Annotated in this window: 27 protein-coding genes; 15 read left to right on the forward strand and 12 right to left on the reverse strand. The window is 62.1% G+C overall.

The window, feature by feature from the left end:
* On the reverse strand, positions 1 to 248 hold a 248-nt coding region (locus Y708_RS30370), incomplete at its 3' end, for a hypothetical protein (protein WP_035775598.1).
* A 71-nt stretch (positions 249 to 319) separates the two neighbouring features.
* Between Y708_RS30370 and Y708_RS0107010 the strand changes: the two genes are divergently transcribed.
* Positions 320 to 1,423, forward strand: coding sequence for an alanine racemase (locus tag Y708_RS0107010; protein WP_051478784.1), 1,104 nt, complete (start codon positions 320 to 322; stop codon positions 1,421 to 1,423).
* Positions 1,424 to 1,431: 8 nt separating this feature from the next.
* Here the strand turns inward: Y708_RS0107010 and Y708_RS0107015 are convergent, their stop codons facing one another.
* Together Y708_RS0107015 and Y708_RS28245 are read right to left on the reverse strand one after the other, a co-directional pair.
* On the reverse strand, positions 1,432 to 1,857 hold the full coding sequence (locus Y708_RS0107015; protein WP_028279372.1) for a type II toxin-antitoxin system VapC family toxin: 426 nt from the start codon (positions 1,855 to 1,857) through the stop codon (positions 1,432 to 1,434).
* Positions 1,854 to 2,141: a type II toxin-antitoxin system Phd/YefM family antitoxin gene (locus Y708_RS28245; protein ID WP_081746558.1), complete on the reverse strand. Its 288-nt coding sequence runs from the start codon at positions 2,139 to 2,141 to the stop codon at positions 1,854 to 1,856. Before Y708_RS28245 ends, Y708_RS0107015 begins: the two co-directional genes overlap by 4 nt.
* Positions 2,142 to 2,249: 108 nt before the next feature.
* On the opposite strand from Y708_RS28245, the gene Y708_RS0107025 reads away from it, so the two are divergent.
* The 3 genes from Y708_RS0107025 to Y708_RS0107035 all read left to right on the forward strand — a co-directional run bounded on the left by Y708_RS0107025 (position 2,250) and on the right by Y708_RS0107035 (position 6,938).
* Positions 2,250 to 5,264: a Tn3 family transposase gene (locus tag Y708_RS0107025; protein ID WP_035775599.1), complete on the forward strand. Its 3,015-nt coding sequence runs from the start codon at positions 2,250 to 2,252 to the stop codon at positions 5,262 to 5,264.
* A gap of 113 nt (positions 5,265 to 5,377) precedes the next feature.
* Positions 5,378 to 6,178: a hypothetical protein gene (locus Y708_RS0107030; RefSeq protein ID WP_028279375.1), complete on the forward strand. Its 801-nt coding sequence runs from the start codon at positions 5,378 to 5,380 to the stop codon at positions 6,176 to 6,178.
* Positions 6,179 to 6,353: 175 nt separating this feature from the next.
* Positions 6,354 to 6,938: a recombinase family protein gene (locus Y708_RS0107035; protein ID WP_028279376.1), complete on the forward strand. Its 585-nt coding sequence runs from the start codon at positions 6,354 to 6,356 to the stop codon at positions 6,936 to 6,938.
* An 83-nt stretch (positions 6,939 to 7,021) separates the two neighbouring features.
* Here Y708_RS0107035 and Y708_RS0107040 read toward each other — a convergent pair whose 3' ends face one another.
* Entirely contained in the window at positions 7,022 to 8,920 is a 1,899-nt protein-coding gene (locus tag Y708_RS0107040) for an elongation factor G (RefSeq protein WP_028279377.1), read from the reverse strand.
* A gap of 152 nt (positions 8,921 to 9,072) precedes the next feature.
* On the opposite strand from Y708_RS0107040, the gene Y708_RS0107045 reads away from it, so the two are divergent.
* On the forward strand, positions 9,073 to 10,113 hold the full coding sequence (locus Y708_RS0107045) for an aldo/keto reductase (RefSeq protein WP_051478785.1): 1,041 nt from the start codon (positions 9,073 to 9,075) through the stop codon (positions 10,111 to 10,113).
* A gap of 172 nt (positions 10,114 to 10,285) precedes the next feature.
* The gene (locus Y708_RS0107050) at positions 10,286 to 10,939 is read left to right on the forward strand and encodes a GntR family transcriptional regulator (RefSeq protein ID WP_035775600.1); all 654 of its coding nucleotides are present in this window, start codon (positions 10,286 to 10,288) and stop codon (positions 10,937 to 10,939) included.
* Between the two features lie 23 nt (positions 10,940 to 10,962).
* Here the strand turns inward: Y708_RS0107050 and Y708_RS0107055 are convergent, their stop codons facing one another.
* From Y708_RS0107055 to Y708_RS23520, 7 genes are all read right to left on the reverse strand, one after another.
* On the reverse strand, positions 10,963 to 11,703 hold the full coding sequence (locus Y708_RS0107055) for a maleate cis-trans isomerase family protein (RefSeq protein ID WP_035775601.1): 741 nt from the start codon (positions 11,701 to 11,703) through the stop codon (positions 10,963 to 10,965).
* On the reverse strand, positions 11,696 to 13,120 hold the full coding sequence (locus Y708_RS0107060; protein WP_028279381.1) for a dihydroorotase: 1,425 nt from the start codon (positions 13,118 to 13,120) through the stop codon (positions 11,696 to 11,698). Before Y708_RS0107060 ends, Y708_RS0107055 begins: the two co-directional genes overlap by 8 nt.
* On the reverse strand, positions 13,117 to 13,893 hold the full coding sequence (locus Y708_RS23515) for an aspartate/glutamate racemase family protein (protein WP_051478786.1): 777 nt from the start codon (positions 13,891 to 13,893) through the stop codon (positions 13,117 to 13,119). The genes Y708_RS0107060 and Y708_RS23515 overlap by 4 nt, the downstream gene beginning before the upstream one ends.
* A gap of 9 nt (positions 13,894 to 13,902) precedes the next feature.
* Entirely contained in the window at positions 13,903 to 15,252 is a 1,350-nt protein-coding gene (locus Y708_RS0107070; RefSeq protein WP_035775603.1) for an MFS transporter, read from the reverse strand.
* 233 nt (positions 15,253 to 15,485) lie between these two features.
* Positions 15,486 to 15,707 carry a cupredoxin domain-containing protein gene (locus Y708_RS0107075; RefSeq protein WP_253905731.1) on the reverse strand — a complete coding sequence of 74 codons (222 nt, stop codon included), beginning with the start codon at positions 15,705 to 15,707 and terminating at the stop codon, positions 15,486 to 15,488.
* 51 nt (positions 15,708 to 15,758) lie between these two features.
* Complete coding sequence (locus Y708_RS30375) at positions 15,759 to 15,971, reverse strand: hypothetical protein (protein ID WP_216699752.1); 213 nt, start codon at positions 15,969 to 15,971, stop codon at positions 15,759 to 15,761.
* 2 nt (positions 15,972 to 15,973) lie between these two features.
* Positions 15,974 to 16,432: an NAD(P)H-dependent oxidoreductase gene (locus Y708_RS23520; RefSeq protein ID WP_216699753.1), complete on the reverse strand. Its 459-nt coding sequence runs from the start codon at positions 16,430 to 16,432 to the stop codon at positions 15,974 to 15,976.
* Between the two features lie 82 nt (positions 16,433 to 16,514).
* Between Y708_RS23520 and Y708_RS28250 the strand changes: the two genes are divergently transcribed.
* Positions 16,515 to 16,913, forward strand: coding sequence for a winged helix-turn-helix transcriptional regulator (locus Y708_RS28250; RefSeq protein ID WP_081746559.1), 399 nt, complete (start codon positions 16,515 to 16,517; stop codon positions 16,911 to 16,913).
* Here Y708_RS28250 and Y708_RS0107085 read toward each other — a convergent pair.
* Positions 16,844 to 17,338, reverse strand: coding sequence for a DUF427 domain-containing protein (locus Y708_RS0107085; RefSeq protein WP_028279384.1), 495 nt, complete (start codon positions 17,336 to 17,338; stop codon positions 16,844 to 16,846). The genes Y708_RS28250 and Y708_RS0107085 overlap by 70 nt on opposite strands.
* Before the next feature lie 32 nt (positions 17,339 to 17,370).
* Here Y708_RS0107085 and Y708_RS0107090 point away from each other — a divergent pair, with 32 nt between their 5' ends.
* The 8 genes from Y708_RS0107090 to araA form a co-directional block, all read left to right on the forward strand.
* A complete protein-coding gene (locus Y708_RS0107090) occupies positions 17,371 to 18,177 on the forward strand; it encodes a carbon-nitrogen hydrolase family protein (protein ID WP_028279385.1) in 807 nt (268 codons plus the stop codon).
* A gap of 36 nt (positions 18,178 to 18,213) precedes the next feature.
* Entirely contained in the window at positions 18,214 to 19,254 is a 1,041-nt protein-coding gene (locus Y708_RS0107095) for a LacI family DNA-binding transcriptional regulator (RefSeq protein ID WP_028279386.1), read from the forward strand.
* Positions 19,255 to 19,272: 18 nt separating this feature from the next.
* Positions 19,273 to 21,777: an excinuclease ABC subunit UvrA gene (locus Y708_RS23525; protein ID WP_035775605.1), complete on the forward strand. Its 2,505-nt coding sequence runs from the start codon at positions 19,273 to 19,275 to the stop codon at positions 21,775 to 21,777.
* A gap of 86 nt (positions 21,778 to 21,863) precedes the next feature.
* Positions 21,864 to 22,505 carry an alpha/beta fold hydrolase gene (locus tag Y708_RS0107105; protein WP_028279387.1) on the forward strand — a complete coding sequence of 214 codons (642 nt, stop codon included), beginning with the start codon at positions 21,864 to 21,866 and terminating at the stop codon, positions 22,503 to 22,505.
* Complete coding sequence (locus tag Y708_RS0107110) at positions 22,492 to 22,950, forward strand: GNAT family N-acetyltransferase (RefSeq protein ID WP_028279388.1); 459 nt, start codon at positions 22,492 to 22,494, stop codon at positions 22,948 to 22,950. The genes Y708_RS0107105 and Y708_RS0107110 overlap by 14 nt, the downstream gene beginning before the upstream one ends.
* A gap of 269 nt (positions 22,951 to 23,219) precedes the next feature.
* On the forward strand, positions 23,220 to 24,920 hold the full coding sequence (araB, locus tag Y708_RS0107115; RefSeq protein WP_028279389.1) for a ribulokinase: 1,701 nt from the start codon (positions 23,220 to 23,222) through the stop codon (positions 24,918 to 24,920).
* Positions 24,917 to 25,636 carry an L-ribulose-5-phosphate 4-epimerase gene (locus tag Y708_RS0107120; protein ID WP_028279390.1) on the forward strand — a complete coding sequence of 240 codons (720 nt, stop codon included), beginning with the start codon at positions 24,917 to 24,919 and terminating at the stop codon, positions 25,634 to 25,636. The genes araB and Y708_RS0107120 overlap by 4 nt, the downstream gene beginning before the upstream one ends.
* Positions 25,633 to 26,787, forward strand: a 1,155-nt coding sequence (gene araA / locus Y708_RS23530) for an L-arabinose isomerase (protein ID WP_035775627.1), incomplete at its 3' end; no start/stop codon positions are given. The genes Y708_RS0107120 and araA, both read left to right, overlap by 4 nt.

The raw sequence follows: 26,787 nt of genomic DNA on the forward strand, positions 1-26,787 counted from the left end.
TCGTCACCAACCGGGCCCGGCCGCCATTGTGCGCGCCTTAACGGGTGTCCAGCGCCTGTTGCGCCTCGTCTGTATCGACTCCTGCGCCCATCGGCCGACGGAGAGTCCTTATCGGATTCCTCCTGGTCTTCCCAGCCCGCCTGATAGAGGGTGGTTTCGCCGGTGTTCGGGTCGAACATCCAGGCGGCATCCCAGCCGGACTGGTCCTCCAGCGCCGCGGCGAGCATTTCAAGATCAACCGTTTGCAAGGCAATTACGGTTGTGCCTCCTTCCTAAAGGTCAGTCATCTGCATGATAACCCTCGCTGTAGGATCGCGGAATGGCTCCGTTTGATGGCTCCCTTGTGTTGGAAACACTTCCGCAGTTGCTTCTTAACGTCACAGCGGTCGAGAACAACATTGCGATCAAGGAAACGTGGGCGCGGGAGCATTCGATGGTCCTCGCCCCGCACATCAAGACGACGATGACGCGCGAAATAGTTGAGCGGCAGCTCTCCGGTGCCTGGGGCGTCACGGTCGCGACGACAGGGCAGGCGGCAGACGCAGTTGAGTGGGGCGCAAAAAGGATTCTCATCGCGAACGAGGTGGTCTTCCGGCCGCATCTGGAACTGCTCCGAGACATGACCCTATCCGCAGAAATTTACTGCCTGGCGGATTCGGCGGCGGGCATCGAACTGATGGCTGATGTTTTCAAGGACTCAGCGCGCCCCCTGCACGTACTTATCGATGCGGGCATGGCTGGCGGGCGCACCGGTATCCGCCGGATCGAGGAGGCAGAGCCGCTGGCTCGGATGATCGAGAGCGCTCCCGGGCTGAACCTGGCGGGCGTCAGCGCCTACGAGGGTATCGCCCCGAACCTTCGCACTGCGGAGAACCTGGCGCTGGTCGACGCGCATTGCAGCTTTGCCCGGGATGTCTTCGAGAGCCTCCATTCGATGCTCGGCGCCCGGCCGGTGTTCAGCATTGGCGGGTCAGCATTTCAGGACCGGGCGGCGATGTTCCTGCCGGGCACGCCGTCCGTCAATGTGCTTCGTTCCGGCTGTTACGTGGTCCACGACCACGGAACCTACGCCGGGGTGTCACCCATACCGGGACTGACGGCCGCCGCCGTCGTCCGTGCAGTTGTGATTTCCGTTCCGGAACCCGGCCGGGCGGTGATTGGTGCAGGCAAGCGGGAACTGGCGTACGACGCCGGCCTGCCGGTCATTGTTGCGCGCCACCGGTCCGGCGCGGTGCAGGCCGGTCCGCCCGGTGAGGTCGAACGGCTCTTTGACCATCACGCGGTGGTCGACAACGCAGAGGGATTCGAGGTGGGCGACACTGTCGATTTCGGGATTTCCCACCCCTGCTCCGTTTTTGACCGCTGGCGGGACGTCGTGGCGGTCATTGGCGACTCGACTGAAATCTGGCATCCGGCGTTCTGACAGCGGCATTAAGTGGGGGCCGGAGACACGCTGCAGCCCGCGGCGACCGCTCCATTGCCCAAGTCGCGGTCCCACGTGGCAAACAGCAGCAGCTGGGAGTCCACGCTGAGGGCGGAAGCAAGGTGAACGGCGTCGTAGCCGCGTAGCCCTTGCAACTCGGCGAGCTCTCCAGCGCTGTGCGCGAGTTCGGAATCGAGCCCGATGATGCTCAGTTGAGAACAGAGCAAATCAATGGTTTTGACCCCTAGTTGTAGAGTGTCCCGGGCGATCCTGCCTGCGCGATGGGCTGCTGCAACTGCGGCCCGCGCCTCCGGATAGATCAGCTGACTTGATACAATCGATCCGGCGCGATCCCAGAGTTCTGCGGCCAGGTCAGATCCAGGCTCCTCGAACACCAGCTTGATGAGCGCAGATGTATCAAAGTAGACGATCAACGCCGCTGTTCGCTGACAAGATCAGAGATGCTTCCACTCGCTGTCAGCCGGGTCCATTCTCTCATCCGTTGCCGCGGTTGCTGTGGATCGCTGACAAGTCCACGGGCACGCAAGTCCGTCAACGGATCATCCACATCCACGCCCGACAGGCGTGCGACACGACGACCACGCATAGTCACCACGACATCGCCGCCGGAATCCACATGCCGTATGTAGCGACTGAGCCGATCATGAAGCTCGCGCACGCCCACCTCGGCTTTTAAGCCCTCTCCATGTAGCGTCATGAGGCTAATTGTACGCGCTACCTCATTCCCCCATGAGGTAATTCGGGTCTGGGGAAGATCGGCCCGGAAATTCACGCTAAGGAGTCAGAGGCCTGTTGAATGGGTGGTATGGCGGTCGATTTTCTAAGTGATGAGCAGGCTGCAGGGTTCGGCGGATTCCCCGACGAGGTATCGGCGGAGGACTTGGAACGTTTCTGTTGGTTGGACGATGCCGACCTGTCGGTGGTTGGTCGCCGCCGGGGAATGCACAACCGTCTGGGATTTGCTGTCCAACTGATTACGGTGCGGGTGGCCGGACGGTTTTTGACGGATCCACAGGCTGTCCCGTGGCAGGTGGTGGAATCCCTGGCCGGGCAGCTGGGCATTGCTGATGCTTCCGTGCTCAAGCTGTATGCGAAGCGGGGACAGACCGGGTATGAGCATGCCGCGGAAATTTCCATTGTGTATGGGTATGCGGATTTCTCTGATCCGGTTAGGTACGAAGAGCTCAGACTGTTTCTGGAGGCCCGGGCCTGGACGTCGTCGGAGGGACCGGTGCGTTTGTTTGAACGGGCGGTGCTCTGGCTGCGTGAGCGCAAGGTCCTTCTCCCCGGCGTCTCTACGTTGACACGACTGGTTTTAGAGGTCCGTTCCGGAGCAAATGACCGCCTCTATTCCATGTTGGTTGACGCAGCCGGCCCCGCATTGATTCTGGAATTGGAAGGCCTGCTTCGCGTTGGGGAGGGGTCGCGGTTGACCGCGTGGGAAAGGCTGCGGACCGGGCCCTCTAGGGTATCGGTGCCGGAGTTGTTGCGGCAGTTGGAGCGGCTGAGCCGCTTGCGGTCACTGGGTGCTGGGTCTGTCGATGTGGAGATGATCCCCGAGGGCCGGATGAATGCCCTGGCTCGCTACGGATTGGCGGGCAAGGCCTCATCGCTTCAGGGCTTATCGGGCCAGCGCCGGGGTGCGACACTGCTTTGTGCGGTGCGGGCATTGACGTCGGAGGTTGCTGATGATTTGTGTGATGCTCTGGATACCATTGTTACTGAACGCGTTCTGCGCAAGGCGGCCAGGGAATCCAGTGCGGCTCGGTTGAAGTCCCTGCCCCGCTTGTCCAAGGCGTCACTGCAATTGGCAAAGGCCGCGAAAACACTGGTCGAGGTCTTGGGCAACACGGAATATTCCAGCACGGAGGCCGCCTCGGTGCTGGCCGAGCAGGTTTCCTTGCCCGAGCTACGCGCCGCGCTGGACGTGGTGAACGAAGTGGTGAATCCCGACGGTGCCGAGGCTGACACTGCAGCCGAAATGATGCGCCGGTTCGCCACCGTACGCTCGTTCCTGCCGGCGTTGGCCGCTGCAGCACCCTTCGGGGCAACCGCAGGCGGGGCGCCAACGTTGGCGGCGCTGACTGCGCTGCCGGAGGTTCTGGACGGCCGCAAGAAAGACCCGGCCGAGCTTGATCTGTCGGTGCTCTCGCCTGCTTGGCAGCGCCTTGTCACAGCTTCGAAGGAGGTCGACCGCAAGGCCTACACGGTGGCGGTGATGGAGGCCGTCCACAAGGCGCTGCGGCGCAGGGACATCTTTGTGGTGGGTGGGCGTCGCTGGGGAGACCCCCGGGCGCGGTTGCTGACTGATCCGGCGTGGCAGGCCACCAAAAACGAGACCTTGAGGGCGCTCCAGCTGCCGGAAGAGCCAGCTGACCACCTTGCCGGTGTGCGCCACCGCCTGGATGCCCGGTATCGTGCGGCGGCCGAGCAACTGGAAGACAATCCCGCGGTACGGATTGATGATGCCGGCAGGGTCCACCTCTCACCTTTGGAGGCTAAGACGATACCGGAATCCTTGACACAGTTGCGTGGACTGGTCTCTGGGATGCTGCCGCGGGTGGATCTGCCCGATGTGCTGCTGGAAGTGCATTCCTGGACTGGGTTCCTCTCGGAATTCAGCCACGTCTCGGAGGCCTCCGCGAGGATGGGCCAGCTCAGCGTTTCGGTCGCCGCCATCCTGGTGGCTGAGGCGTGCAACGTCGGACTCACACCGGTAGTCAAAGACGGCCACCCCGCACTGACGCGTGGACGCCTGACACACGTCGATCAGAACTATGTGCGCGCCGATACGCTTCGCGCGGCCAACGCCCGCCTGGTCCAGGCCCAGTCCGCGCTCGGACTCGCGCAACGCTGGGGCACAGGCTTGTTGGCGTCCGTCGATGGGATGCGGTTCGTGGTACCGGTGGCCACCGTCAATGCCGGGGCGAATCCCCGGTACTTTGGCCAAGGTCGCGGCCTGACTTGGATGAACTATCTCAACGACCAGGTCTCCGGCCTGGGTGCCGTCGTGGTTCCGGGAACGGTCCGCGATTCCCTGCATATTTTGGATGGGCTACTCGATCTTGATGGCGGCCAACGCCCCGAGATGGTCGCCACCGACACGGCGTCCTACTCGGACCAGGTTTTCGGGCTTTTCACCCTGCTCGGATATCGGTTTTCGCCCCGCCTGGCCGGGTTGCCGGATCAACGGTTCTGGCGCATCGACGCCACGGCGGACTACGGGAAGCTGAACGCGGTGGCCGGCCGCAACCGCATCAACATGGATCTGATTACGGCGAACTGGCCGGATATGCTCCGCCTTGCCGGGTCCTTGACTGCCGGGACTGTGCGCGCCTCGGAAAACCTGCGGGTCACCCAGGGCGGCGGGACACCAACCCTGCTCGGAAAAGCTTTGGCGGAATACGGCCGGATAGCCAAAACGGAGCATCTGCTGGATTTCATCGACGTTGACGAGGGATATCGGCGGCAAATTCATACCCAGTTGGCTGTGCAGGAATCAAGACACGCCCTGGCCAGACTCATCTTTCATGGCAGAAGGGGCCAGATACGCCAGTCCTACAGGGAAGGACAGGAAGACCAGCTCGGAGCCCTTGGCCTAGTCCTGAACGCCGTCATCCTGTGGAACACCCGCTACCTGGACGCCGCTCTCACCGGGCTGCGGGACCGCGGCGTCAATGTTGGAGACGAGGACGTACAACGCCTGTCGCCGCTGGTCTCGGAACACATCAATATGTTGGGCCGCTACTCTTTCACAGCCGGCGCCATAGGAACGGAACTTCGGCCATTGAGGAACCCCGACGAGGACCTGGAGGCCTAAACGAGGCAACATTGCCCTGAACGTATCTCGGCCCGCAGAGGGAACGGTAAGTGGGACTGTGAGCCACGACAATTAGAGCCATTTGGTTGATCAGTTGAAGCTAGGCTTCGGATATGCCGGATACTGTCGAAGAGTCTATTCAAGCTGCGGAGCTGGCTATATTTCAGCGTAAATCGCTATCGCTCGCTGCAGCATCGGCCGCAGGTCTGCTGGGTCGGTTCGAATCATTTTTGCATGGTGGACTGCGGGCGAGCATGGCAACCGCCGACCACTATGGATTTCTCAACACTGTCGAGGGCCTGGACGATCAGTCGGTTAAGGCTCTGCCTGACGTCGTCAAACAGTTCCCGGGCCAGCACCAGCCAACCCTCGTTGCAACAACGCCATCACTAAGCCTCGTCGACCGACTACTGAGGGACGGATACACGCCGGCGCCCATACGACCGATTGCCTACCTGCGCCCGAGCACGAAAATCCGGTTGGACGGCATCGTTACTGACGAGTGGCAAATCCACGAAGTCTCCACCAAGAAGGATGCGAGACTCTTCCTGGCCCTTCTTGACGCCGGGTACGCCGCGTCAAGCGAGGTCGAGGCTTTGATCCGGGCGGAGCACGCCCACCCGATGGTCCGTGGTTTCATCGCTTCCAGCAACGACCAGCCCCTCGCCGCGGCTGCCATGTCATTGCACCCCACGGGGGCGGTATTTGGCGGTGCGTCCACCCTTTCGGCCGCGCGAGGTACTGGAGCCCAAGCCGCCCTCCTGACATACCGGCTTCAACTGGCGAGAGCTCTCGACATCCCCTTGGCGACGGCTACCGCAGCTCCTGGAGCGTCAAGTATCCGAAACCTTGCCAGACTGGGATTCACCATCGTTGAACGAACAGCCTGGCGCCTCGCTCCTGCGAACCGCTGATAACGATCGTGGCGATTCTGGGAAAAGGTGTTCTCGTAAGCCGGTCCCCCACCGGAGCGAGTGCAGACGACTTCTGAAATTTTCGAAACTACGTCTTTCCGCAGGCGCCACATTCCCGTATACCCTGCCCGCAAAAAAGCCCGGTGATGGGGGTCTAAACGGTACACTCAAAACCATGACCGGACTCCTGATCGGATACGCGCGCGTATCCACCAATGACCAAGACCTCACCGCCCAGAAGAACGCCTTGCTTGCCTTGGGGGTGTCACCTGAAAAGACTTTCACCGACCAGGGCCTCACTGGCGCAAACAGGGCGCGGCCCGGACTTGGGCAAGCCCTGGCAGCCTGCCGGGGCGGGGACACCCTTGTCGTGACCAAGCTTGACCGCCTGGCCAGGTCACTGCGCGATGCGAAGGACATCGTTGATGAACTCACCCGTCGCGAGGTCAAGCTCAGCATCGGTGGCTCCGTCCATGACCCCACCGATCCCGTGGGCAGGCTCCTGTTCAATGTTCTGGCCATGGTTGCCGAATTCGAGGCAGACCTGATCCGAGCACGAACCCGTGAAGGGATGGCTGTCGCCAAAGCAAAGGGAAAGTTGCGCGGAAAGCAGCCCAAGCTCTCCAAGAAACAGGAAGAACACTTGGTTTCCGTTCACCGGGCGGGAACGCACACGACTGTTGAAATTGCCGAACTCTTCGGCGTAGCCCGATCCACCGTCTACCGAGCCATCAAACGCGCCGGCGAGGCCGCCACTTAGATCCACAAAATTCCACCGCCCATGACGGAATCAAAACCGGAACGTCCTTAGCGTGAATTTCCGTAGAGATCTTCCTCGGACCCCTAATTCTTGCGGTTGAACGGATTCGGTCCGGTTCGGGGGCGAAAGGGCGGTTTCCCGCGCACCGGCCGGAAGCGTTCGAAGGCACTTTCCAGGACGCCTTCTCCATGGGTGAGGCCGGGGAGCGCCTGCTGCAGCCGGTGAAGGCGGGAAGCAGGAATGTCACCCCTGAGAACGCCTTGCGCCGAGGCTGGCTGGTTCAACGCTTGAAGCTTCGCCAGTAGCGTCAACAGGGGCGCGATGGCGTCCGGCGGCGCCTCTATGGTGAAACGGTGCACGGGCTCGCACGCCACCGTACCGGCGTCGTGCAGTGCGGCCATCAGCACTAGGGGAGTGAGGCGGCGGTGCTCTGATGGGTTGCTCTGTGCCCAATCCCGGTACCTGATGGAGTGCGTCATGGTCACCGTGCAGTCCGTGACCCGCCATCCATGGAGGCCTTGGCGCAGCGTTTCCCGCACCGCGTCCTCAACGGCGGTGAAGAAGGCGGCCGGAATGGAACCGCGGTCCACTGCCAGGCGGAATTCAACACCGGAGTCGATGTCCCTGGGCTCCACGCGCAGCCCTATTGTGGCAACAAACGGATCAGGAGCTTCCTCCAGGGCATGACCGCGGCCAATTGGCCGCTCGATGCAGATCATGGTGGTTTCCCGGAATTCGGCAGCAATTCCATAATGCCCGATCAGCGTTGCCTGAATAACTTCCTTCTGCACTTCTCCGTAGAGCGAGAGGAAAAGCTCGCCGCGGTCGTCCTGCCGGAGGTTGATCAACGGATCCTGCTCTGCGAGCTGGGACAGCGCCGTGTGCAGCGCGCCTTTGTCGCGGGGATTGACGGGAACGACGGCGGTCTCCAGCGTTGGCGGGGCAAAGTAATGTCGCGCAGCGCCTGCCTGAAACTCGCCGATTGAGTCGCCAACCTGGATGCCGTCAAGTCCCCAGAGCCTGGCGATCTGCCCGGCTTCCACCGTGCCACTGTGGTGGGCTGATCCGCTGTCAAACACGTTGATGGCGCTCACTTTCGCTTCACCGCCGTCTCCGAACTGCAGACGGTCCCGTGTGTGCACTGTTCCTGAGTTCAACCGGACCAGCGCCACCTTCTGGCCCGCTGGCCCGCGTTCGACTTTGAAAGCGGTTCCACGGACAGTCGCTGCCGGATCGCCCGCCGCCGCCGGGAGTAACTCCGTGATTGCTGCGGTCAGCTGCTCAATTCCGGCACCGGTGACTGCTGAACCCGCGAACACCGGATGCACCAGAGCGTTCCGTGTCTGTGCCACGAGCGCGTTCCAAAGCCTCTGGCTTGTCACCGTCCGGTTGGTGACGTACTCAGCCAGCAGTGCGTCGTCATTCCGGGTCAGGACGTCCAACAAGCGCGCTGGGAGGCTGCCGCCGTCGTGCTCGTCGAAGCGCGCCGTGCGCGTTCCTTGCGCACTCACGGTTCCCATGGAGACGGCTGCGGGGGTGAGTTTGTCGGCAATGCCGCGCAGGACGTCGTCATAGTTGGCGCCGCCGCGGTCGATCTTGTTGACGAAAATGAGGCTGGGAATGCGAAGACGCTGCAGCGTCCGCATGAGGACCCGGGTCTGGGCCTGCACGCCTTCCACCGCCGAGATCACTAGGATGACGCCGTCGAGCGCGCTAAGGACCCGCTCCACTTCGGCAATGAAATCGGGGTGGCCGGGAGTGTCGATCAGATTGATCGTGAGGCCGCGAAGGTTGAAAGAGGCCACGGCGGACTTGATGGTGATGCCGCGCTGCCGCTCAAGCGCGAGGGAATCGGTCTGGGTGTTGCCGTCATCGACGCGGCCGATCGCGCCGATGGCACCAGCGGCGTAAAGCAGTCGCTCGGTGAGGCTTGTTTTACCGGCGTCTACATGCGCCAGAATTCCTAGGTTCAGGGCGTGCACTAAGTATCGAATCCTCTGCGTAGGTGTGAATTACCTGGTGGGTGGACGCGATACTTTGGCGCATTTCAGTTCTCCTTGGTCATTTCCGGATGGGGTCCAAGGCTACAACTTTGCCGCGCGGGATGGCAGGGGCCGGGCGTAGCATGGGCTGCATGTCTGAAATGAATACTCAACAGCCCACCACGTACCTTGGCCGCACCGGGGTTGAGGTCAGCCGCCTCTGCCTCGGCACCATGATGTTTGGCGACTGGGGCAACAAAGACCACGAGGATTCCATCCGGATCATCCGACGCGCGATTGACTCCGGTATCAATTTCATCGACAGCGCTGATATTTACGCTTATGGGGAGTCGGAGGAGATTCTCGGGAAGGCGATCGCGGAGCACGGCCGGCGTGAGGATCTGGTGATCGCAACCAAGTTCTTCAATGGTATGAAGGAGCAGCCAAATTACCGCGGAGGCTCCCGCCGGTGGATCATGCAGTCGGTTGAAGACTCGCTGCGGCGTCTGGGCACTGACTACATCGACCTCTACCAAATGCACCGCCCCGATGAGCACACCGACATTGACGAAACGCTGAGGGCATTGGATGACTTGGTGCGGCAGGGCAAGGTGCGCTACGTCGGCTCCTCAACGTTCCAACCCTCGCAGGTGGTGGAGGCCCAGTGGGCCGCGCGTGAGAATCATACCTCCCGCTTTGTGACCGAGCAGCCGCCCTACTCCCTGCTTGCGCGGGGGATCGAGGCGGACCTGCTTCCGACCACGCACCGGCACAACATGGGAACGCTTGTGTGGAGCCCGCTGGCCGGTGGGTGGTTGAGCGGCAAGTACCGCAAGGGCCAGGAACTTCCTACTGCCCGCCGAGGTTCAGAGAAGGATCCGTTTGACCTCAACGACCCGAAGACCGCGGCGAAATTTGATGCCGCGGATCAGCTCGGTGCACTTGCAGATGATCTCGGGGTTCCGCTGGTCCATTTGGCGCTGGCGTTTGTGCTGCGCCATCCGGGTGTCACCAGCGCGATTATCGGGCCCCGCACCATGGAGCAGCTTGAGTCCCAGCTGGAGGCCGCTTCATTGGAGCTTGATGAGGCCACACTGAACCGGATTGACGAAATTGTCCCTCCCGGCACCAACGTCGATCCGGGCGATGCCGGCTTCAGCAACTACTGGCTGGATTCCGAGCGCCGTCGTTGAGGGAGGCGCTTGGCCTTGCAGTTGGTACGTTGAGGAGGACCGTGGCGCAATCCACGTCCACCAAGGACGCACTATGGCCTCGGGAGCGCGCAGGACGCATCCGATCGTATAGGACAAGTCCGGTAATGTGAGAACGTCTCAACGGCGTTCGAACAATGAGGAGGTGCGCACGATGACCACTCAAAACGGACTGTACCGCCACGATCTACCGCTCAGGGAAATTGTCGGCAACGAAATCCGTTCCCGCATCTTCAGCGGAACGTTTCCGCCGGGTGCACGGCTTATTGAGCGGGACCTGGCGGCCGAATTTGACGTCTCCCGGTTTCCTGTCAGGGAAGCCATCCGCATTCTGCACAGGGAAGGGCTCGTTGAAACTCTTCCGACCCGTGGCATCGTTGTAAAGCGGCTTGAACGCCGTGAGGTGGAGGAAATCTTTGACATCCGTGAGGCTTTGGAGGGCCTGGCATCAAAGTTGGCTGCCGAAAGAGTCGCGGCAGGCGAGCACAGCGACCTCCAAAAATATGTGGACCAGTCCCGCAGCGCACTGGCCGACGACAACCCCGAGGCGGCCCGGGTGGCCAACTCAGAGTTTCATGATCAGATTATTGAGTTTTCGGGTAGCAGCACGTTGCACGACATTCTCACGCCATTAATGGGCAGGCTGCACTGGCTTTTTGGTCAGGTACCCAACCTTGACGCAGTGTGCAATGAGCATAGTGAATTGTGCGCGGCCATCAACTCAGGTGATCCAAAAGCAGCAGCCGAAGAGGCGCAACGCCACGTGCTGTCCTATCGGAACCAGACACTGGAGCACCTCTTCGGCTGAGACAGCCTCGCGATCGTCTGCAGTTACAGCAGCAATCGCCCCCACCGCTGTTCAAGCCCTGGGGCGCCGGCAACGGCAAGGCATTTCCAGAGAGTCACGGCGACAGAGTCCAGAACTGGCAGCCCAGTGTCCTGCTCCACCTGTTCAACCACCGGTGCGCCATAGAGATTAGTGCACAGATAGATGAGGGCGTCGGGGATGACGCCCCGCGACGCCAGATCACGGGACGGTTCAACAAGGTCCGAGGGCAGAACACGCGCAAACGACTCATTGACGGAAAGACCCAGATGACGGTCCGAAACCACTTCGATACCCTCGGCGGCATACCGCGCGATGATCGCCTCATTAACATCAGCCGTATACGGCGTGATCAGTCCGATCCGTGATGCGCCGAACGATTTCAATGCATCCAGATACGCGAGCGTGGACGTGGTGGCCGGAATGCCGGTTTCGGCAGTGATCTGCCGAACCATCTCGCGGTCCTCCGCCGGGCCGAGCCATGATCCGGCGGTTCCATTCCACGCGATCACGTCCACTTCGCCCGTCTTTAGAAGAGAAGCAGCGGCGACCATGGTCGAGTGGTCAAATTGCCGGTCCGACACTGAATCCAACGCAATCCGTGTCACTTCAACCCTGGTGAAATGGACCGTGACGTCAGTGCGGTCACCGAGCATACGATACGTCCGCGGCTCGAGACAGGTGTTCGACGACGGCACAATCATCCCGATGCGCACGGGGCGTGAAGATTCGGTCAGCTCAGGCATGCGCCATCACCTCCGGGCGGCGGCCGAGCATTTCGCGCGGCCCCTGCCGTTTGAGGAAGCGGCCCACCGGTCCGGGGTCCCTGAACGCACCGTCGTTGAGCACCACACGTCCACCCGAAATGACGGTCGACGGCCAGCCCGCCAGCGCCATGCCATGAAACGGCGAGAAATCGGTCCCCATGTGCAGCGCTTCGCCGTCCACAATTCGGGTCTCCGCAGGATCGAGGAGAACGATATCGGCATCGTATCCGGGGGCAATAACTCCCTTCCCCGGAAGCCCGTTGATTCGGGCTGGCGCAGTTGAGAATACCTCCACAAACTGCTGCAGAGGCATTCCGCGGTCCTTCACAAGGGCCGTGAACGTCATAGGCATCCGGGTCTCAACCCCTGGAAGACCGTGCGGCATGAACCGGATATCCTCCTTGCGGGCGGATTTCTGCGCCAGGTCGTAGCAGGAATGGTCCGAGGAAACCGTATCCACCCCGCCTGCCAGCAGACGGTTAACAAGTTCGTCCACCGCTTCACGGCTGCGCATTGGCGGGCAATACGCAAATCGTTCCGGAAAATCCGAACCATAGACGCTCTCATCCAGCGTCAGATAGTGCGGACAGGTCTCGGAATAGGCACTCAGGCCCCTGGAACGGCCATCCTGCACCAGTTGCACCGCCTCAGACACCGTCTGATGGACAAAGTAAACCGGCGCACCCGTGTACTCGGCCATGGCGAGCACCTCCCGCACGGACGCAACCTCCGCCAGCTCAGGGCGCGTCCGGTGCAAATGCTCAATGCCCGTCTGTCCCTGCTCCGCGTGGTCCTCAGTGCAGTCCGCGATGATGGCGTCATGTTCGGCATGAATATACGTCAAACCGTCCAGCCGGACCATCTCCTTCATGACCTTGACGATGGTGCCCTCGTCCGCCATGGTGGACCCGCGGTTGGTGGTGTACAGCTTCACCGAGCGGATTCCCAGCTCTGCCAGCCGGTCAAGCTGGGCTGGAACCGTCTCGTCCCAGGTGACCACCGATCCGTGGAGAGCGACGTCGCAACGTGCCACCTCGGCGAGCGCCAGCTTGTTCTCCGCCGCCTGCAGTGGAGTTTCCCTGGGGGAGGCTGGGATGCCGAAGTCGATGACCGTGGTGGTGCCTCCCCAGAGCGCAGCGATGGTGGCTGTTTCGAAGGTGTCCAGTGATGAGTGCGCGCCGGTCACCTGTTGGATGTGACAGTGTCCGTCCACCCCGCCGGGGATCGCCGTGCGTCCGGCGGCGTCGATAACGCGCAGGGCGCCGGGTAGAGCATCCGGCGGTGTGGCGCCGTCGTACACCGCCGCGATCCGGCCGTCCAGCAAACCGATGTGGCCGGTGACGGTGTGTGTTGCGTTCACGACGACGGCGTTGGTGATGAGCGTGTCCAGGTTCATTCCGGGGCACCTGCCTTTCCATGGGTTTCGAAGCCGCGGGCGAGCGTCAGCGTGATGGCCTCGGACAGGCCCGCATTGATCTTGGGTGGTGGGGGCGCGAAACTGCCTGCACGGTGTGGGCCACTGTTCAGGGCGGCCAGCACCTCGGCCTGCTTTACGCCGGCCGAGATGCCGTCCACCACGGGCACCGGGATGTGAGAGCCAACCTTCCTGGCCAGCCCGGCGAGGGGCGCACCTGCCAGGATGACGACGTCGGCCCCGTCCTCACGCACCACCTTGCCTGCCAACTCAAGCAGGTTGGGCGTGAAGTCTTCCTGCACTGAACCGATGCCGGTGAGCGGATCCGTCAGCGAACGGATGGAGGCCAGTCTGCCTCCCAAGCCGTTCCGTTCCACGCACTCGCGGTACCAGGCGGTGATCCGATGGGAGATTGCCACGATCGAGAACCGCGCGCCCTGGAGTGCTGCCGTGTACAACGCCGCCTCCGTGATTCCCACAACAGGGATATCAACGAATTCCTTGAGGGCTGGCATTCCCGGGTCACCAAATGCGGCGACGACGACGGCATCCACCGTCTGGTGTTCCTCGGCGATCACCTGGGCCACCGCGCCGGCGGCAAGAAGGGATTCCATGCGTGTTTCGATGTATTCCACCCCGTAGGGCGCCGTGCGCATGACGATCTCGGTTCCGGGAGACGCGGCACGCTGCGCTTCCGCGAGGATCAGCGCGGAGACGCTGTCGCTGATATTGGGGTTGATGAACAGGAGTTTCACATGTGCTCCCTAGACCGGTAGACGACGGCTGTAGTCAAGCGTGATCACCGATGAGGCCATGACGACAGCGGCACCCACAAAGTAGAGCAGCGCCCAGGTGTAGCCGCCCGTTGCCCCGACAATGAAGCCGATAGCCATGGGGGTGATGAAGCCGTTGACGTTTCCGGCGAGGTTCATTGCGCCACCAAGCACTCCCGCGTTGCCCCGCCCGCCCAGCAGGGCAGGAATGCTCCAGAACAGGCCCACCCAGCGGAGGAAGAACATCACCACTGACAGGAGTACGACGGCGGCGATGGGGTCACTGACAATCGTCACGCCAATGAGGCCAGCAACTACCACGAGGCTCGAGAATCCAAGCAGGGTGCGCATCACAACGTTCGCGGACGTGCCTTTGGCGCGCCACGCATCGGCTAGGAAGCCGCCGATGATCTCACCCACGAAACCCGCACCGAAGATTACAAAAGTTCCCCATCCGACGCCTGCCAGGTTGAATCCCTTGGCTTCAGAGAGGTATAGCGGACCCCAGGTGAGCAAACCGTAGAAGACTCCGTTGAAACCGAACCAGCCGAAGCACATTGCCCAGAAGGACTTGAACTTGAGGTAGGGAAGCAGGCCGCGCTTACCGGGCGCGGAGACGGCCGCCGCCTTTGCGTCCTCTTCGGCGTGTGACGCCTCGATGAGGTCAATCTCTGCCTGGTTGATCTTGTTGTGCTGGCGTGGCGAGTCGCGGATGTACCTCCACGCAAGGAAACCGAAGAGGGCGGGGGCGCTTCCGGCAGCGATGAACGCTCCGCGCCAGCCTCCGGTGAGGCCGATGAGCCCGGCGATGGCAATTCCGCCGATGCCCGCACCGAGGGGCGCGCCGGCGTCGAGAATCGTGGCGCCGCGCCCGCGTTCGCCCGTGGCCATCCATGAACCATTGAGTTTGCCGCCTGCAGGCATGATCGCGGCTTCAGTCACGCCGATCATGGCTCGCGCGGTGAAGAGGCTTGCGAAGTTCCAGGCCAGCCCCGATGCGGCAGTGGCCAGGCCCCAGCCCACGCAGGAGCCCGTGACCATTTTGCGCGCTCCGAGGCGGTCAACAAGCCAGCCGCCGGGAACCTGCATGATCGCGTAAGCAAAGAAGAACGCCGACAGGAGCACGCCGACTGATTCCGGCGAGAGTTGGAACTCTTCCTGAATGAGGGGCATGGCAACGGAGATGGAACCGCGGTCAACGTAGTTGAGGGTGACGAGAATGAGCAGCAGGACGAATAGTTTCCATCGGATTCTTGTCGGCTTTTTCCCATCAGGTTTCGCGGCCTTATCTCGGGGCGGAGTATCAAGCGCGGTGGATGACAAATGGTCGTCGTTGGCCATATGAAGAGTCCTTAGGACGGTGTGAGGAGTGATGGAACGTGCACCCGCCCTCAGACGAGAAGGCGAATCATGCACGTGCTAACTTGGGATCCCAAATATGAGAGTAGGCCGGGCCGGGCGTCGATGTCAATGCATTTTTGCGAATTACTTTCTCATGACGAGAGCAAAATTTCGCTGTGTGGAATATGGGGCTCCCAATTACGAACTTGAGCACTGGGACGTTACAGGCTGGGTTAAGGCCGGACCGCGACGAATTGCTCCACATCTGGCCGTCGCATCTTCATGACGTTGGTGAGGTGGACGACGCCACCTTTGGTGGTGGGCGTGCCGTCCTGGTAACGGGTGAAGTTGATGATGATTTCGCGGCGTTTCGCCGGCCACAGCTCGAAAGAGTTGCGCTTGATCGGGAACGGCAGGAGCCCACCATCGGAGACGATCTGCATAAAAAACTGCATGCATTGCTGACCGAGCTGTCCACGGCTCAGCGGGATGTCTGCGAAGAGGGACTACTCGACGTGAATCCCGATGCCCTGTTCGCCTGGCCGGATTCCCGGCAGCAGCTCCAGATCCGAGTTGTAATCGCCGCCGTTCTGTGACCGGAATCGGATGGGCTCAGTGAATGGCAGGGACTCCAGCCGGGAAACAAGGTCCTTGCGGGCTAGGCCATACTCTTCCTCACCCGCCCGGTCCGCACCGGCCACCACCAGCGGCGGAACCACGGCTATTCCGGTGTACCAAAGGGTGCCATGCTGCAGTGGAAAGAGCAGTTCGTTGATCTCGCCGTTGACTCCCCGCGGTCCAATGCTCGATGCCCGAACGCAAAGCCCTTGAGGAAGACGCGGTCGAACCATCCCTTCAGCATTGCTGGCAGCCCGTACCACCAGAGCGGGAACTGGATCACCAGCGTATCTGCCCATTCGATCTTGGCCTGTTCGCGCACAATGTCCTGGCTGAGCCGGCCCTCGGCGTACGCACTGGCTGACGCGCCGCCCACCAGGAGCCGTTGCCCGCCTTCCTCGCCAAAGTCCGCGGCGCTCACAATGGGATTCCATCCCATCGCGTAGAGGTCGGACTGGATAACTCGGTGACCTGACTGCTCAAGCCAGGCAACGCCGTCGTCGTACAGTGATCCGCTTAACGACCTTCGCTCGGGATGCGCGAATACCCATAAAACCTTCATATCCTCAGCCCATCGCATTAATGCAGAATCATCAAGTACTGTCTTAAGTGAAACGTACACACACTTTGTATAGCGAGGATGCATGCGAAAAGCGGTAGCCAGCGCCGTGAACAACTGCACGTTGGAGGTTGCGACGGCGGTGGTTGGCGGTGCGTGGAAACTCACCATTGTGAAACACGTCCTGGCATCCACACGGCGTTTTGGGGAACTTGGGCGCCTCATGCCGGGTATCACCCCGCGGATGTTGACACGGCAGCTGCGCGAGCTCGAAGCGGACGGGGTGATCGTCCGCACCGTCTACGCCCAAGTGCCACCCAAGGTGGAGTATTCCCCCAGTGAGCTTGGCCGATCCCTTGCGCCGCTCGTCGCGGACTTGGAGAAATGGGGCACTATGTACAGCGGGTCCCTGCCTCACCAGCCCCAGGAGCCCGGCTCTCCTTTAAACGGACCGACCACCCGCGACGTAATCCAGCCGCCATAGAACCCGCCGGCCTGCGGCTGCACAGTCTCGCCGTCCACGAGACAACGGCCCATGAGCCCCGGATACACGGCTACCGTGTCGAGCAGCGCCTCGAAGCCCGCGGTCGGCGAGAGATACCCCCAGCCTGCGCGCTCCGCGCGGAAGGTGCCGCTGACGACGTCGTAATAGTGCGCCTCGCCTTTGAACTCACACCAGGACGTTCCGTCCACGCGGATCAGAACCCCGGGCTCAAAGTCGGCCGTTGGCACGTAGTACACCGGCGGATGGCTCGTCTCGAGGACCCGAGAAGTTGAGGTGCTTTCCGCAATGGTTCGCCCGCCAAACTCGATCACCACTCGTTCATCTGAGCGCTCCAAGCGGGGTGGACGGGGATAATCCCACACCGATTCCTGCGCGGGACCCGGTTTCTGCGGTTGAACAGCCATGGCTCAACCGTACTCTTCGGTACCCTTGAAAAATGAGGATCAGCGTTGGACAGTTCAGGCCGGGTGGAGACGCTTCAGCGAATCTGGAGATCATGCGGGGGCTGGCCAGACAGGCCAGCGGGGATGGCTCGCAACTGATTGTGTTCCCCGAGGAGTCGATGTTTTCCATCGGCAAGGTGGAGGGACCGTTGGCGGCGGCCGTTGAAGCCAACTGGACCAGCTTTGTCCAGCAACTGTCTTTCCTCGCGGCTGAACTGGAGATCGCCGTCGTCGCCGGTGGGTACGAATCCAGTGGGGACGATCGCCCCTACAACACGCTGGTGCTGATCGATGCCACAGGACGGATCGTTGACACCTACCGCAAGCTGCACCTGTATGACGCCTTCAGCTACCAGGAGTCCAGCCGCATCAAGCCGGGCGACGGCGGCATCAAGGTGGTGCCCGTCGGTGACCTTTCGGTGGGGCTCATGACCTGCTACGACATTCGCTTTCCCGAGCAGGCACGCGCGCTCGCGGATCGCGGCGCGGACCTGATCCTGGTTCCGGCCGCGTGGTTCAGGGGAGACCACAAGATCGAGCACTGGGAGACGCTGCTGCGGGCGCGCGCCATTGAAAATACCGTGTGGATTGCTGCGGCGGGAACCTCGAGCCCGCACACCATCGGCCATTCGGCCATCCTGGATCCCATGGGAATCCCGCAGGTATTCCTCAATGAAGAAGAGCAGGGTGTGGTCACAACTGATGTGACCCGCCGCCGCATCGACGAAGTTCGCGAGTTCCTGCCTGTGCTCAAGAACCGCCGTTTTGCGCGCAACGAGGAGATTGTGGAGTCCCACTAGACCAAGGCGCGGCCGGGATCAAGTACGGTTTTTCGTGTGGCATCGATTACCAATGGATCCGGCAGCACCAACGGCGCACGAGCGCGCGCGTCAAACATCCGCGATGTTGCGCGGGCGGCGGGTGTCTCCCATCAAACCGTTTCCAGGGTCCTCAACGGGCACCCCAGCATCAAGGAGTCCACCAAGCAGCGGGTGCTCGATGCCATGGAGGCGTTGCAGTTCCGTCCAAACCGCGCGGCGCGTTCACTCGTAACCAGCCGGTCCGGAATCATCGGCGTCCTCGAATCCCACGGTTCCTACTACGGTCCGGCATCCAAGCTGGCTGCAATCGAGGCAGCTGCTGCCGAAGCGGGCTACTTGGTAGATACTGCCAACCTTTCGTCCATGGATGATGAGTCCCTGAGCGAGGCGCTGGACCGCCTGATTGATCACGCGGTGGAGGGTCTGATCATTCTTGCCCCGCAGGCAATCACGCTCGATGCATTGGAAAGGTCCTCCATCGGCGTGCCGTTTGTGACGGTGCACTCGACGGGTCCAATGGACAATCACCGGCTGTCCGTTGACCAGGTAGCGGGTGCACGGCTGGCCACCCGCCACCTGCTCGATCTGGGTCACCGCAACATTGTCCACGTGGCGGGTCCGGACGGCTGGGTTGAGTCCTACGAGCGGGTCCGTGGGTTCGCCGTCGAAATGAACGCGTGGGGTTTGGACCCGTCCCGCGTTCACACGGGTGACTGGACCTCCGACTGCGGATACCGCATTGGCAAGGAGCTCCTGCTGGAGGGTCCGTTCACGGCCGTGTTCTCCTCCAACGATCAGATGGCACTCGGCATGATTCACGCCTTCCGTGAGGCAGGAATGGACACACCGGGCGATGTGAGCGTGGTTGGCTTTGATGACATGCCCGACGCCGCACACTTCGCCCCGCCGTTAACTACAGTGAAGCAGGACTTTCCTGAGTTGGGGCGGGCGTGCGTTGCGCTGCTGCTGGCGCAGCTTGATGGACGTGAGCAGATTTCGCAGAAGACAGTTGTACCGGAACTGATTGTCCGCGGATCGACGGCGCCGGTCAGCTAGGCGGCTAGAGTCGAAGGGGTGCACACTGAACCGGCCTCTATCAGCCACTTTTCCGCAGACGGCGACGACCTGATCGAGGGGTTTGTCCGGGTACGCGGCGCACGTGAAAACAACCTCCGCAATGTGGACGTGGATGTTCCTCGGGATGCGGTCGTCGCATTCACCGGAGTCTCCGGCTCCGGGAAATCCTCCCTGGCATTCGGCACCATCTATGCTGAGGCGCAGCGACGCTTCCTCGAGTCTGTGGCGCCGTACGCCCGCAGGCTGATCCAGCAGGGGCACACCCCCAAGGTGGAGCACATCAGCGGACTGCCTCCGGCCGTGGCACTGCAGCAACGACGAGGCACCCCAAGTTCCCGTTCCACAGTGGGAACGCTGACCACGCTGTCCAATTCGATGCGCATGCTGTTCTCGCGTGCGGGCACGTATCCGCCGGGTTCGGAGCGGCTCGAGTCAGACTCGTTCTCCACCAACACCGCCACTGGTGCGTGCTCCGTGTGCCACGGACTGGGGGTCGCACATACAGTCAGCGAAGAGTCGTTGGTCCCGAACGTTGACCTGACCATCAGGGAAGGCGCGATAGCTGCCTGGCCCGGCGCCTGGCAGGGAAAGAATCTGCGGGACATTGTTGTTGAGCTTGGTTACGACGTAGATATTGCCTGGCGGGAGTTGCCCCAGAAGTCCCGCGACTGGCTACTGTTTACCGAAGAGCAGCCCGTGGTGGAAGTCATCCCGCAACGGGACCGGGTGGCGAAGCCATACCGGGGGCGTTTCTGGAGTGCCAAGAGCTATGTGCTGCACACGTTGGCTGACTCCAAGAGTCAACCGCTTCGGGAGCGCGCACTCCGCCACATGACGTCGGGGCCCTGCCCGGCGTGCGGCGGCAGCGGACTGAAGCCGGAGGCACTCTCGGTCACATTCGAGGGTTACACAATTGCGGACCTCAACTCGATTTCTCTGACCGAACTCGCCGCCATCCTGCGGCCCTCTACTGATGGTGCGGACACGCGGGCGCCATCATCCGACGTCGCCGTGACCATTTCCGCTGATCTGGTGCAGCGGATCGAGGTTCTCCTGGACCTCGGCCTTGGATATCTGGGCCTGAGCCGCTCCACCCCAACCCTGTCGCCGGGCGAAATGCAGCGACTTCGGATTGCCACACAGCTGAGATCCGGTCTTTTCGGGGTGATCTACGTGCTGGACGAACCGTCCGCCGGGCTTCATCCGGCCGACGCTGAACCCCTGCTCGTGGTACTGGAGAAGCTGAAGTCCAGTGGGAACTCGGTCTTTGTGGTCGAGCACAACATGGATATTGTCCGCCGCGCCGACTGGCTGGTAGACGTTGGCCCGCGCGCTGGCGAGGGCGGCGGCAGCATTCTGTACAGCGGCCCGGTCCCGGGCCTGGGGGACGTTCCAGCCTCCATCACCCGGCCGTTCCTCTTCGACGATGCCGGACGCCCAGCGGTGGGCCGTACTCTCCGTATTCCGGACGATTGGCTGCGGCTCGAGGGGATTCGCTGCCATAACCTCCAGGACTTGGTCGCAGAGATTCCTTTGGGAGTGCTCACGGCAGTCAGCGGGGTGTCCGGGTCCGGCAAATCGACTCTGGTCAGCCGGGTCCTCGCCGATGTGGTGGGTAGGCATCTCCGTACGCCGGATGATGACGACGACGGCGGGGCGGAGGATCTTGAATCATCAGACGCGGACAGCGTGAGCATCCACCGCGCGGCCGGCCTGGAGTTGGTTGACCGGCTGGTTCGCGTGGACCAGAAGCCGATCGGCCGGACACCGCGCTCCAACCTGGCCACTTACACCGGCCTGTTCGATTCTGTCCGGAAGGTGTTCGCCGCGACAGACACGGCAGGCGCCAGGGGCTTCGGCGCTGGCAGGTTTTCCTTCAATGTGGCCAGCGGACGCTGCGAAACCTGTCAGGGGGAGGGCTTCATTGCCGTGGAACTGTTGTTCCTGCCAGGCAGTTACGGCCCATGTCCCGTCTGTCACGGCTCCCGTTACAACGCTGAGACACTGGAGGTCACTTACAGGGACAGGAACATCGCCGAGGTGCTGGGGCTCACCGTGGATGCCGCCGCCGTGTTCCTTTCCGACATCCCGGCCGCCGCGCGCAGCCTGGAAACACTCAAGGACGTTGGGCTCGGATATCTGCGGCTCGGACAGCCGGCCACAGAACTGTCCGGCGGAGAGGCACAGCGGATCAAGCTGGCAACGGAACTGCAGCGCGCCAGACGCGGACACACGCTGTATCTGCTCGATGAACCGACCACCGGCCTGCACCCCGCTGATGTTCAGTTGCTCCTGAAGCAACTGAACCGGCTGGTGGATGCGGGCAACACGGTTGTTGTGGTTGAACACGATATGGATGTGGTTGCCGCAGCCGACTGGGTCATCGATTTGGGACCGTCCGGGGGCGACGAGGGAGGGCGCATTGTCGCCGCTGGCACTCCGTCGCAGGTGGCGGCGGATCCGACCAGCAAAACCGCGCCGTACCTGCGCTTGCACCGTTAGGTGTTCTCTCGATGTTCATTCACCATGCCCCGAGTGTGAAGCGCGGGTCGTGAATCCTTCTCCGGATATCTGTAGGACTTAATTTGATGGAACTTTCTCGTAGGCAGATCGATCGTCAGGGTACAACCGTCAGCTATTTGGACACCGGCGGTAAAGGGCCGGTGGTCGTTTTCCTGCATGGGTTGGCAGGAAGCTCTAGGGTCACCCTGGTGGGGCAGTCGATGGGGGCTCATACGGCACTGCTCGCCGCAGCCCGGCGGCCCGATCTGGTCTCGAAACTGATTCTGTTGGAGGCGACGGTCCACGGCGGTGGTCCGGAGGAAGCCAGGCAGCTTGGTGACTTCTTTCGGTCGTGGCCAGTCCCATTTACAAGCTTTGAGGCGGCCAGGTCCTTTCTTGGGGATGAGCCGCTTGCGCGTGCCTGGATTGAGGATCTGGAAGCGTGCGGGGCAGGCCTGTGTCCCCGGTTTCTGCCCGAAATTATGGAAAGCACCATCTCGGAGGTGCAAGTGCAGCGCTGGGGCGAGTGGCGTTCAGTGGCTGCTGACACTGTCGCGGTTTTTGCGCACAAGAGTATGTTTACCAAAGACCGGATCGATGAGTTTATTGCTGCCCGTCCCCAGACGCATCAGGTTGAACTTTCTGCCGGCACTCATGACGCCCATCTCGACGCCTCGGATGAATGGATCGAAGCCCTAAGGGATGCGCTGCGACATGATTCGAATTGAACGCGACAGCCCCGCGGGCGACGATGTCCGGCAGCTCCTCGACAGGCATCTCGCCGACATGTTCGCCACCTATCCTGCCGAAAGCGTCCACGCCCTGGATCATGCGGCGTTGATGGAACCGGCCATTACGATTTGGACTGCGAGGGAGGGCGCAACGCTGCTCGCCAGCGGTGCGCTGAGGGAAATCTCGCCGACGCAGGGCGAGATCAAATCCATGTGCACTGCACAGCCGGCGCGTGGACGCGGCGTCGCTCAACTACTACTCACTTACCTCATCGGTGAAGCCCGTAAGAGGAACTACGAAGAACTGCTGCTTGAGACCGGAACCCAGGACTTCTTTGCACCGGCACGCCGATTGTATGCCCGCAACGGCTTCATCGACTGCCCGCCTTTCGCGGACTACCGGACTGATCCGAGCAGCGCATTCATGCGCCTCAAGCTGTAGCCAGAAGGGCGCGGCGCTACGCTGCTCCCATTCTGTGTAGCTTTGAACGACTGGAGAGTCGGCCAGTTGGCATCTTGTCCCGTGTTTGCGGAAACTTTGCCTGTCTTGCGGCGCGAACGGCGGTCAAAGTTGCACAGAACGGCGGCCAGTCAGCGCTGAAAGCCATCGGAGTGCGACTGTTGGCTCTTGACACTGGACACGTATGTGCGGTTCCATAATGTGACCGGTCACATTTACTCGACAACACCTTAGGACAACGAGGTCTGGCTTTGAGCACCAACCCAACTGAACCATCCAGCGCACAGGCGTGTGTCATCGGAGTGGACTTTGGCACGCTGTCCGGACGCGCCGTCGTCGTACGCGTTTCAGACGGAAAGGAGCTTGGCTCCGCCGTCCTCGACTACCCTCACGCGGTGATGGACGCGGTCCTGGCTGCGACAGGCGAGAAACTGCCGCCGGAATGGGCACTGCAGGTGCCCTCGGACTATGTCGACGTTCTTCGGCATGCTGTCCCCGAAGCGATGCGCAGCGCGGGAATAGATCCGGCAGACGTGATCGGGATCGGCACCGATTTCACCGCCTGCACCATGATTCCGACGACCGCCGACGGCACCCCGCTCAACGAGCTTCCCGGGCTCGAAACCAGGCCACATGCCTACGTAAAACTATGGAAGCATCACGCCGCACAGGGGCAGGCAGACCGTATCAACCAGACCGCGGCAGAACGGAGCGAGAGCTGGCTTCCCCGTTACGGGGGTCTGATTTCCAGTGAATGGGAGTTTGCCAAAGGGCTGCAGCTGCTCGAAGAGGATCCGGAGCTCTACGCGCTGATGGACCACTGGGTTGAGGCGGCGGACTGGATCATCTGGCAGCTCACCGGCAAATACACCCGTAATGCGTGCACCGCGGGATACAAGGGAATTCTGCAGGACGGGGAGTATCCCAGCCGTGACTTTCTCGCCTCCCTCAATCCCGACTTCGCAGGGTTCGCGGAAGAAAAGGTGGCGCACACCATCGGAGCCCTTGGTTCCAGTGCTGGCACGCTCAGCGCCGGGGCCGCGGAGTGGACGGGTCTGCCGGCGGGCATCGCCGTCGCCGTTGGAAACGTTGACGCGCACGTTGCCGCACCTGCGGCCAAGGCCACAGAGCCAGGGCAGATGGTGGCCATCATGGGCACGTCCACCTGCCACGTCATGAACTCCGGCGTGCTCGCCGAAGTGCCGGGAATGTGCGGTGTGGTGGACGGCGGCATAGTCGACGGTCTCTACGGGTACGAAGCCGGGCAGTCCGGTGTGGGTGATATCTTTGCCTGGTTTGTGGAGAACCAGGTTCCGCAAACGGATAAGGACGCAGCAGTTGCCGCCGGAATCTCCGTGCACCAATACCTCACGGAACAAGCGCAGGACCAGCCGGTTGGCGGACACGGACTGGTGGCGCTGGACTGGCACTCGGGTAACCGGTCAGTACTCGTGGACCATCAGCTCTCCGGGCTGGTGGTGGGGCTGACGCTCTCCACCAAGGCCCACGAGGTGTACAGGGCACTGCTGGAAGCCACGGCCTTCGGCACCCGAAAGATCGTTGAGACCTTCAACGCCTCCGGTGTGCCGGTCACTGAGTTCGTGGCCGTGGGAGGTTTGCTTAAGAACCGTTTTCTGATGCAGACCTACTGCGATGTACTGCGCATGCCTATCTCCACCACGGGCAGTGAGCAGGGGCCAGCACTCGGCTCAGCGATCCACGCCGCCGTCGCAGCCGGTGCCTACCCCGGCGTCCGTACCGCCGGCGAGGCGATGGGCAGCCTGAACCGCGCCGCCTATACGCCGGACCCGGGCCGCGCAGATGCCTATGACCGCCTCTACGCCGAATACGAAACGCTCCACGACTACTTTGGGCGCGGCGAGAACCAGGTCATGAGAAGGCTGAAGGAAATCCGCCGCGCGGCCTACTCGAAAGCGACGGTGAACGCATGAACAGGTTCAGCGCCCGCGAGGAGGAAGCCATCAACAAGGTCCGGGCGGACGTTTCGGCCCTGCACGCCGAGCTGGTCCGCTACGGACTGGTGGTGTGGACCGGAGGTAATGTCTCGGGCCGCGTTCCGGGCACCGATCTCTTTGTCATTAAACCCAGCGGCGTGGACTATGACAGCCTGACGCCGGACAACCAGATCCTCTGCGACCTGGATGGCAACGTCATTGAGGGCACCCCCGGCTCGGACCGGTCACCCTCCAGCGACACCGCCGCCCATGCCTATGTCTACCGCCATATGCCGCACGTAGGTGGAGTGGTACACACCCACTCCACCTACGCCACGGCATGGGCCGCCCGGGGAGAAGCCATTCCCTGCGTCATCACAGCGATGGCGGACGAGTTCGGTGGTGAAATCCCGGTCGGGCCCTTCGCGATCATCGGCGATGAGTCAATCGGCCAGGGGATCGTCGAGACCCTTAGCCGTCACCGGTCCCGGGCTGTTCTCATGAAAAGTCATGGTCCGTTCACCATCGGCAAGGACGCGCGCGACGCAGTGAAGGCCGCCGTCATGCTCGAAGATGTGGCCCGCACCATCCACATTTCCCGCCAGCTTGGTGATCCGCTACCCATCGAGAACCGTCACATTGAATCTCTGTTTGACCGCTACCAGAACGTTTACGGGCAGCCAACGCCGGCAGCAAAAGGAGCCACTTCATGAGCCTCACCACCACGCTGGACCACTATGAGATCTGGTTCCTCACCGGCAGTCAGGACCTCTACGGCGAAGACACGCTTCGCCAGGTGGCTGAGCAGTCGCAGGAAATTGTCCGGATGCTCGACGGACTGCCGGTCAAGATCGTGTGGAAGCCCACGCTGAAGGACTCCGCGTCAATCCGCCGGACTGCGCTCGAGGCCAATGCCAGCGACAACACCATTGGCGTGATGGCCTGGATGCACACCTTCAGCCCGGCGAAGATGTGGATTGCTGGCCTCGATGCGCTGCGCAAACCGCTGCTGCACCTGCACACCCAGATTAACGTCGCGCTGCCCTGGGCCGAGATCGACTTTGACTTTATGAACCTGAACCAGGCCGCCCACGGCGACCGCGAGTTCGGCTACATCCAGTCCCGCCTGGGAGTGGCGCGGAAGACCGTCGTCGGGCATGTCTCCAATCCCGCCGTGACGGCGCAGATTGCTACCTGGTCCCGCGCCGCTGCCGGGTGGGCCGCCGTGCACGAGCTGAAGGTCGCGCGTTTCGGCGACAACATGCGCAACGTTGCCGTGACGGAGGGCGACAAGACGGAGGCCGAGCTGCGCTTCGGCGTCTCCATCAACACCTGGGGTGTCAACGATCTGGTGGAGGCGGTGGACGCGCAGACCGACGCGGAGATAGATGCACTGGTGGCCGAGTACGAGGACGCATACGACGTGGTCCCTGAACTCAGGCGCGGAGGCGACCGGCACGAGTCGCTGCGCTACGGGGCACGCCAGGAACTCGCGCTGAAATCCTTCCTGGAGGCCGGTTCCTTTGGGGCTTTCACCACCACGTTCGAGGATCTCGGCGGCCTGCGCCAACTTCCAGGACTCGCCGTGCAGCGGCTCATGGCACAGGGCTACGGATTCGGTGCGGAAGGCGACTGGAAAACCGCCATCCTGGTCCGCGCCGCGAAGGTGATGGGCGCGGGACTGCCCGGAGGCGCCTCCCTGATGGAGGATTACACCTACCACCTGGTGCCCGGTGAGGAGAAGATCCTTGGCGCGCACATGCTGGAGATCTGTCCCACCCTCACCAGGTCCAAGCCCACCCTCGAAGTCCACCCGCTGGGCATTGGGGGACGCGAGGACCCGGTTCGGCTGGTGTTCGACACC

The organism is Arthrobacter sp. H5 (assembly GCF_000520595.1).
Classification (GTDB): domain Bacteria; phylum Actinomycetota; class Actinomycetes; order Actinomycetales; family Micrococcaceae; genus Arthrobacter_D.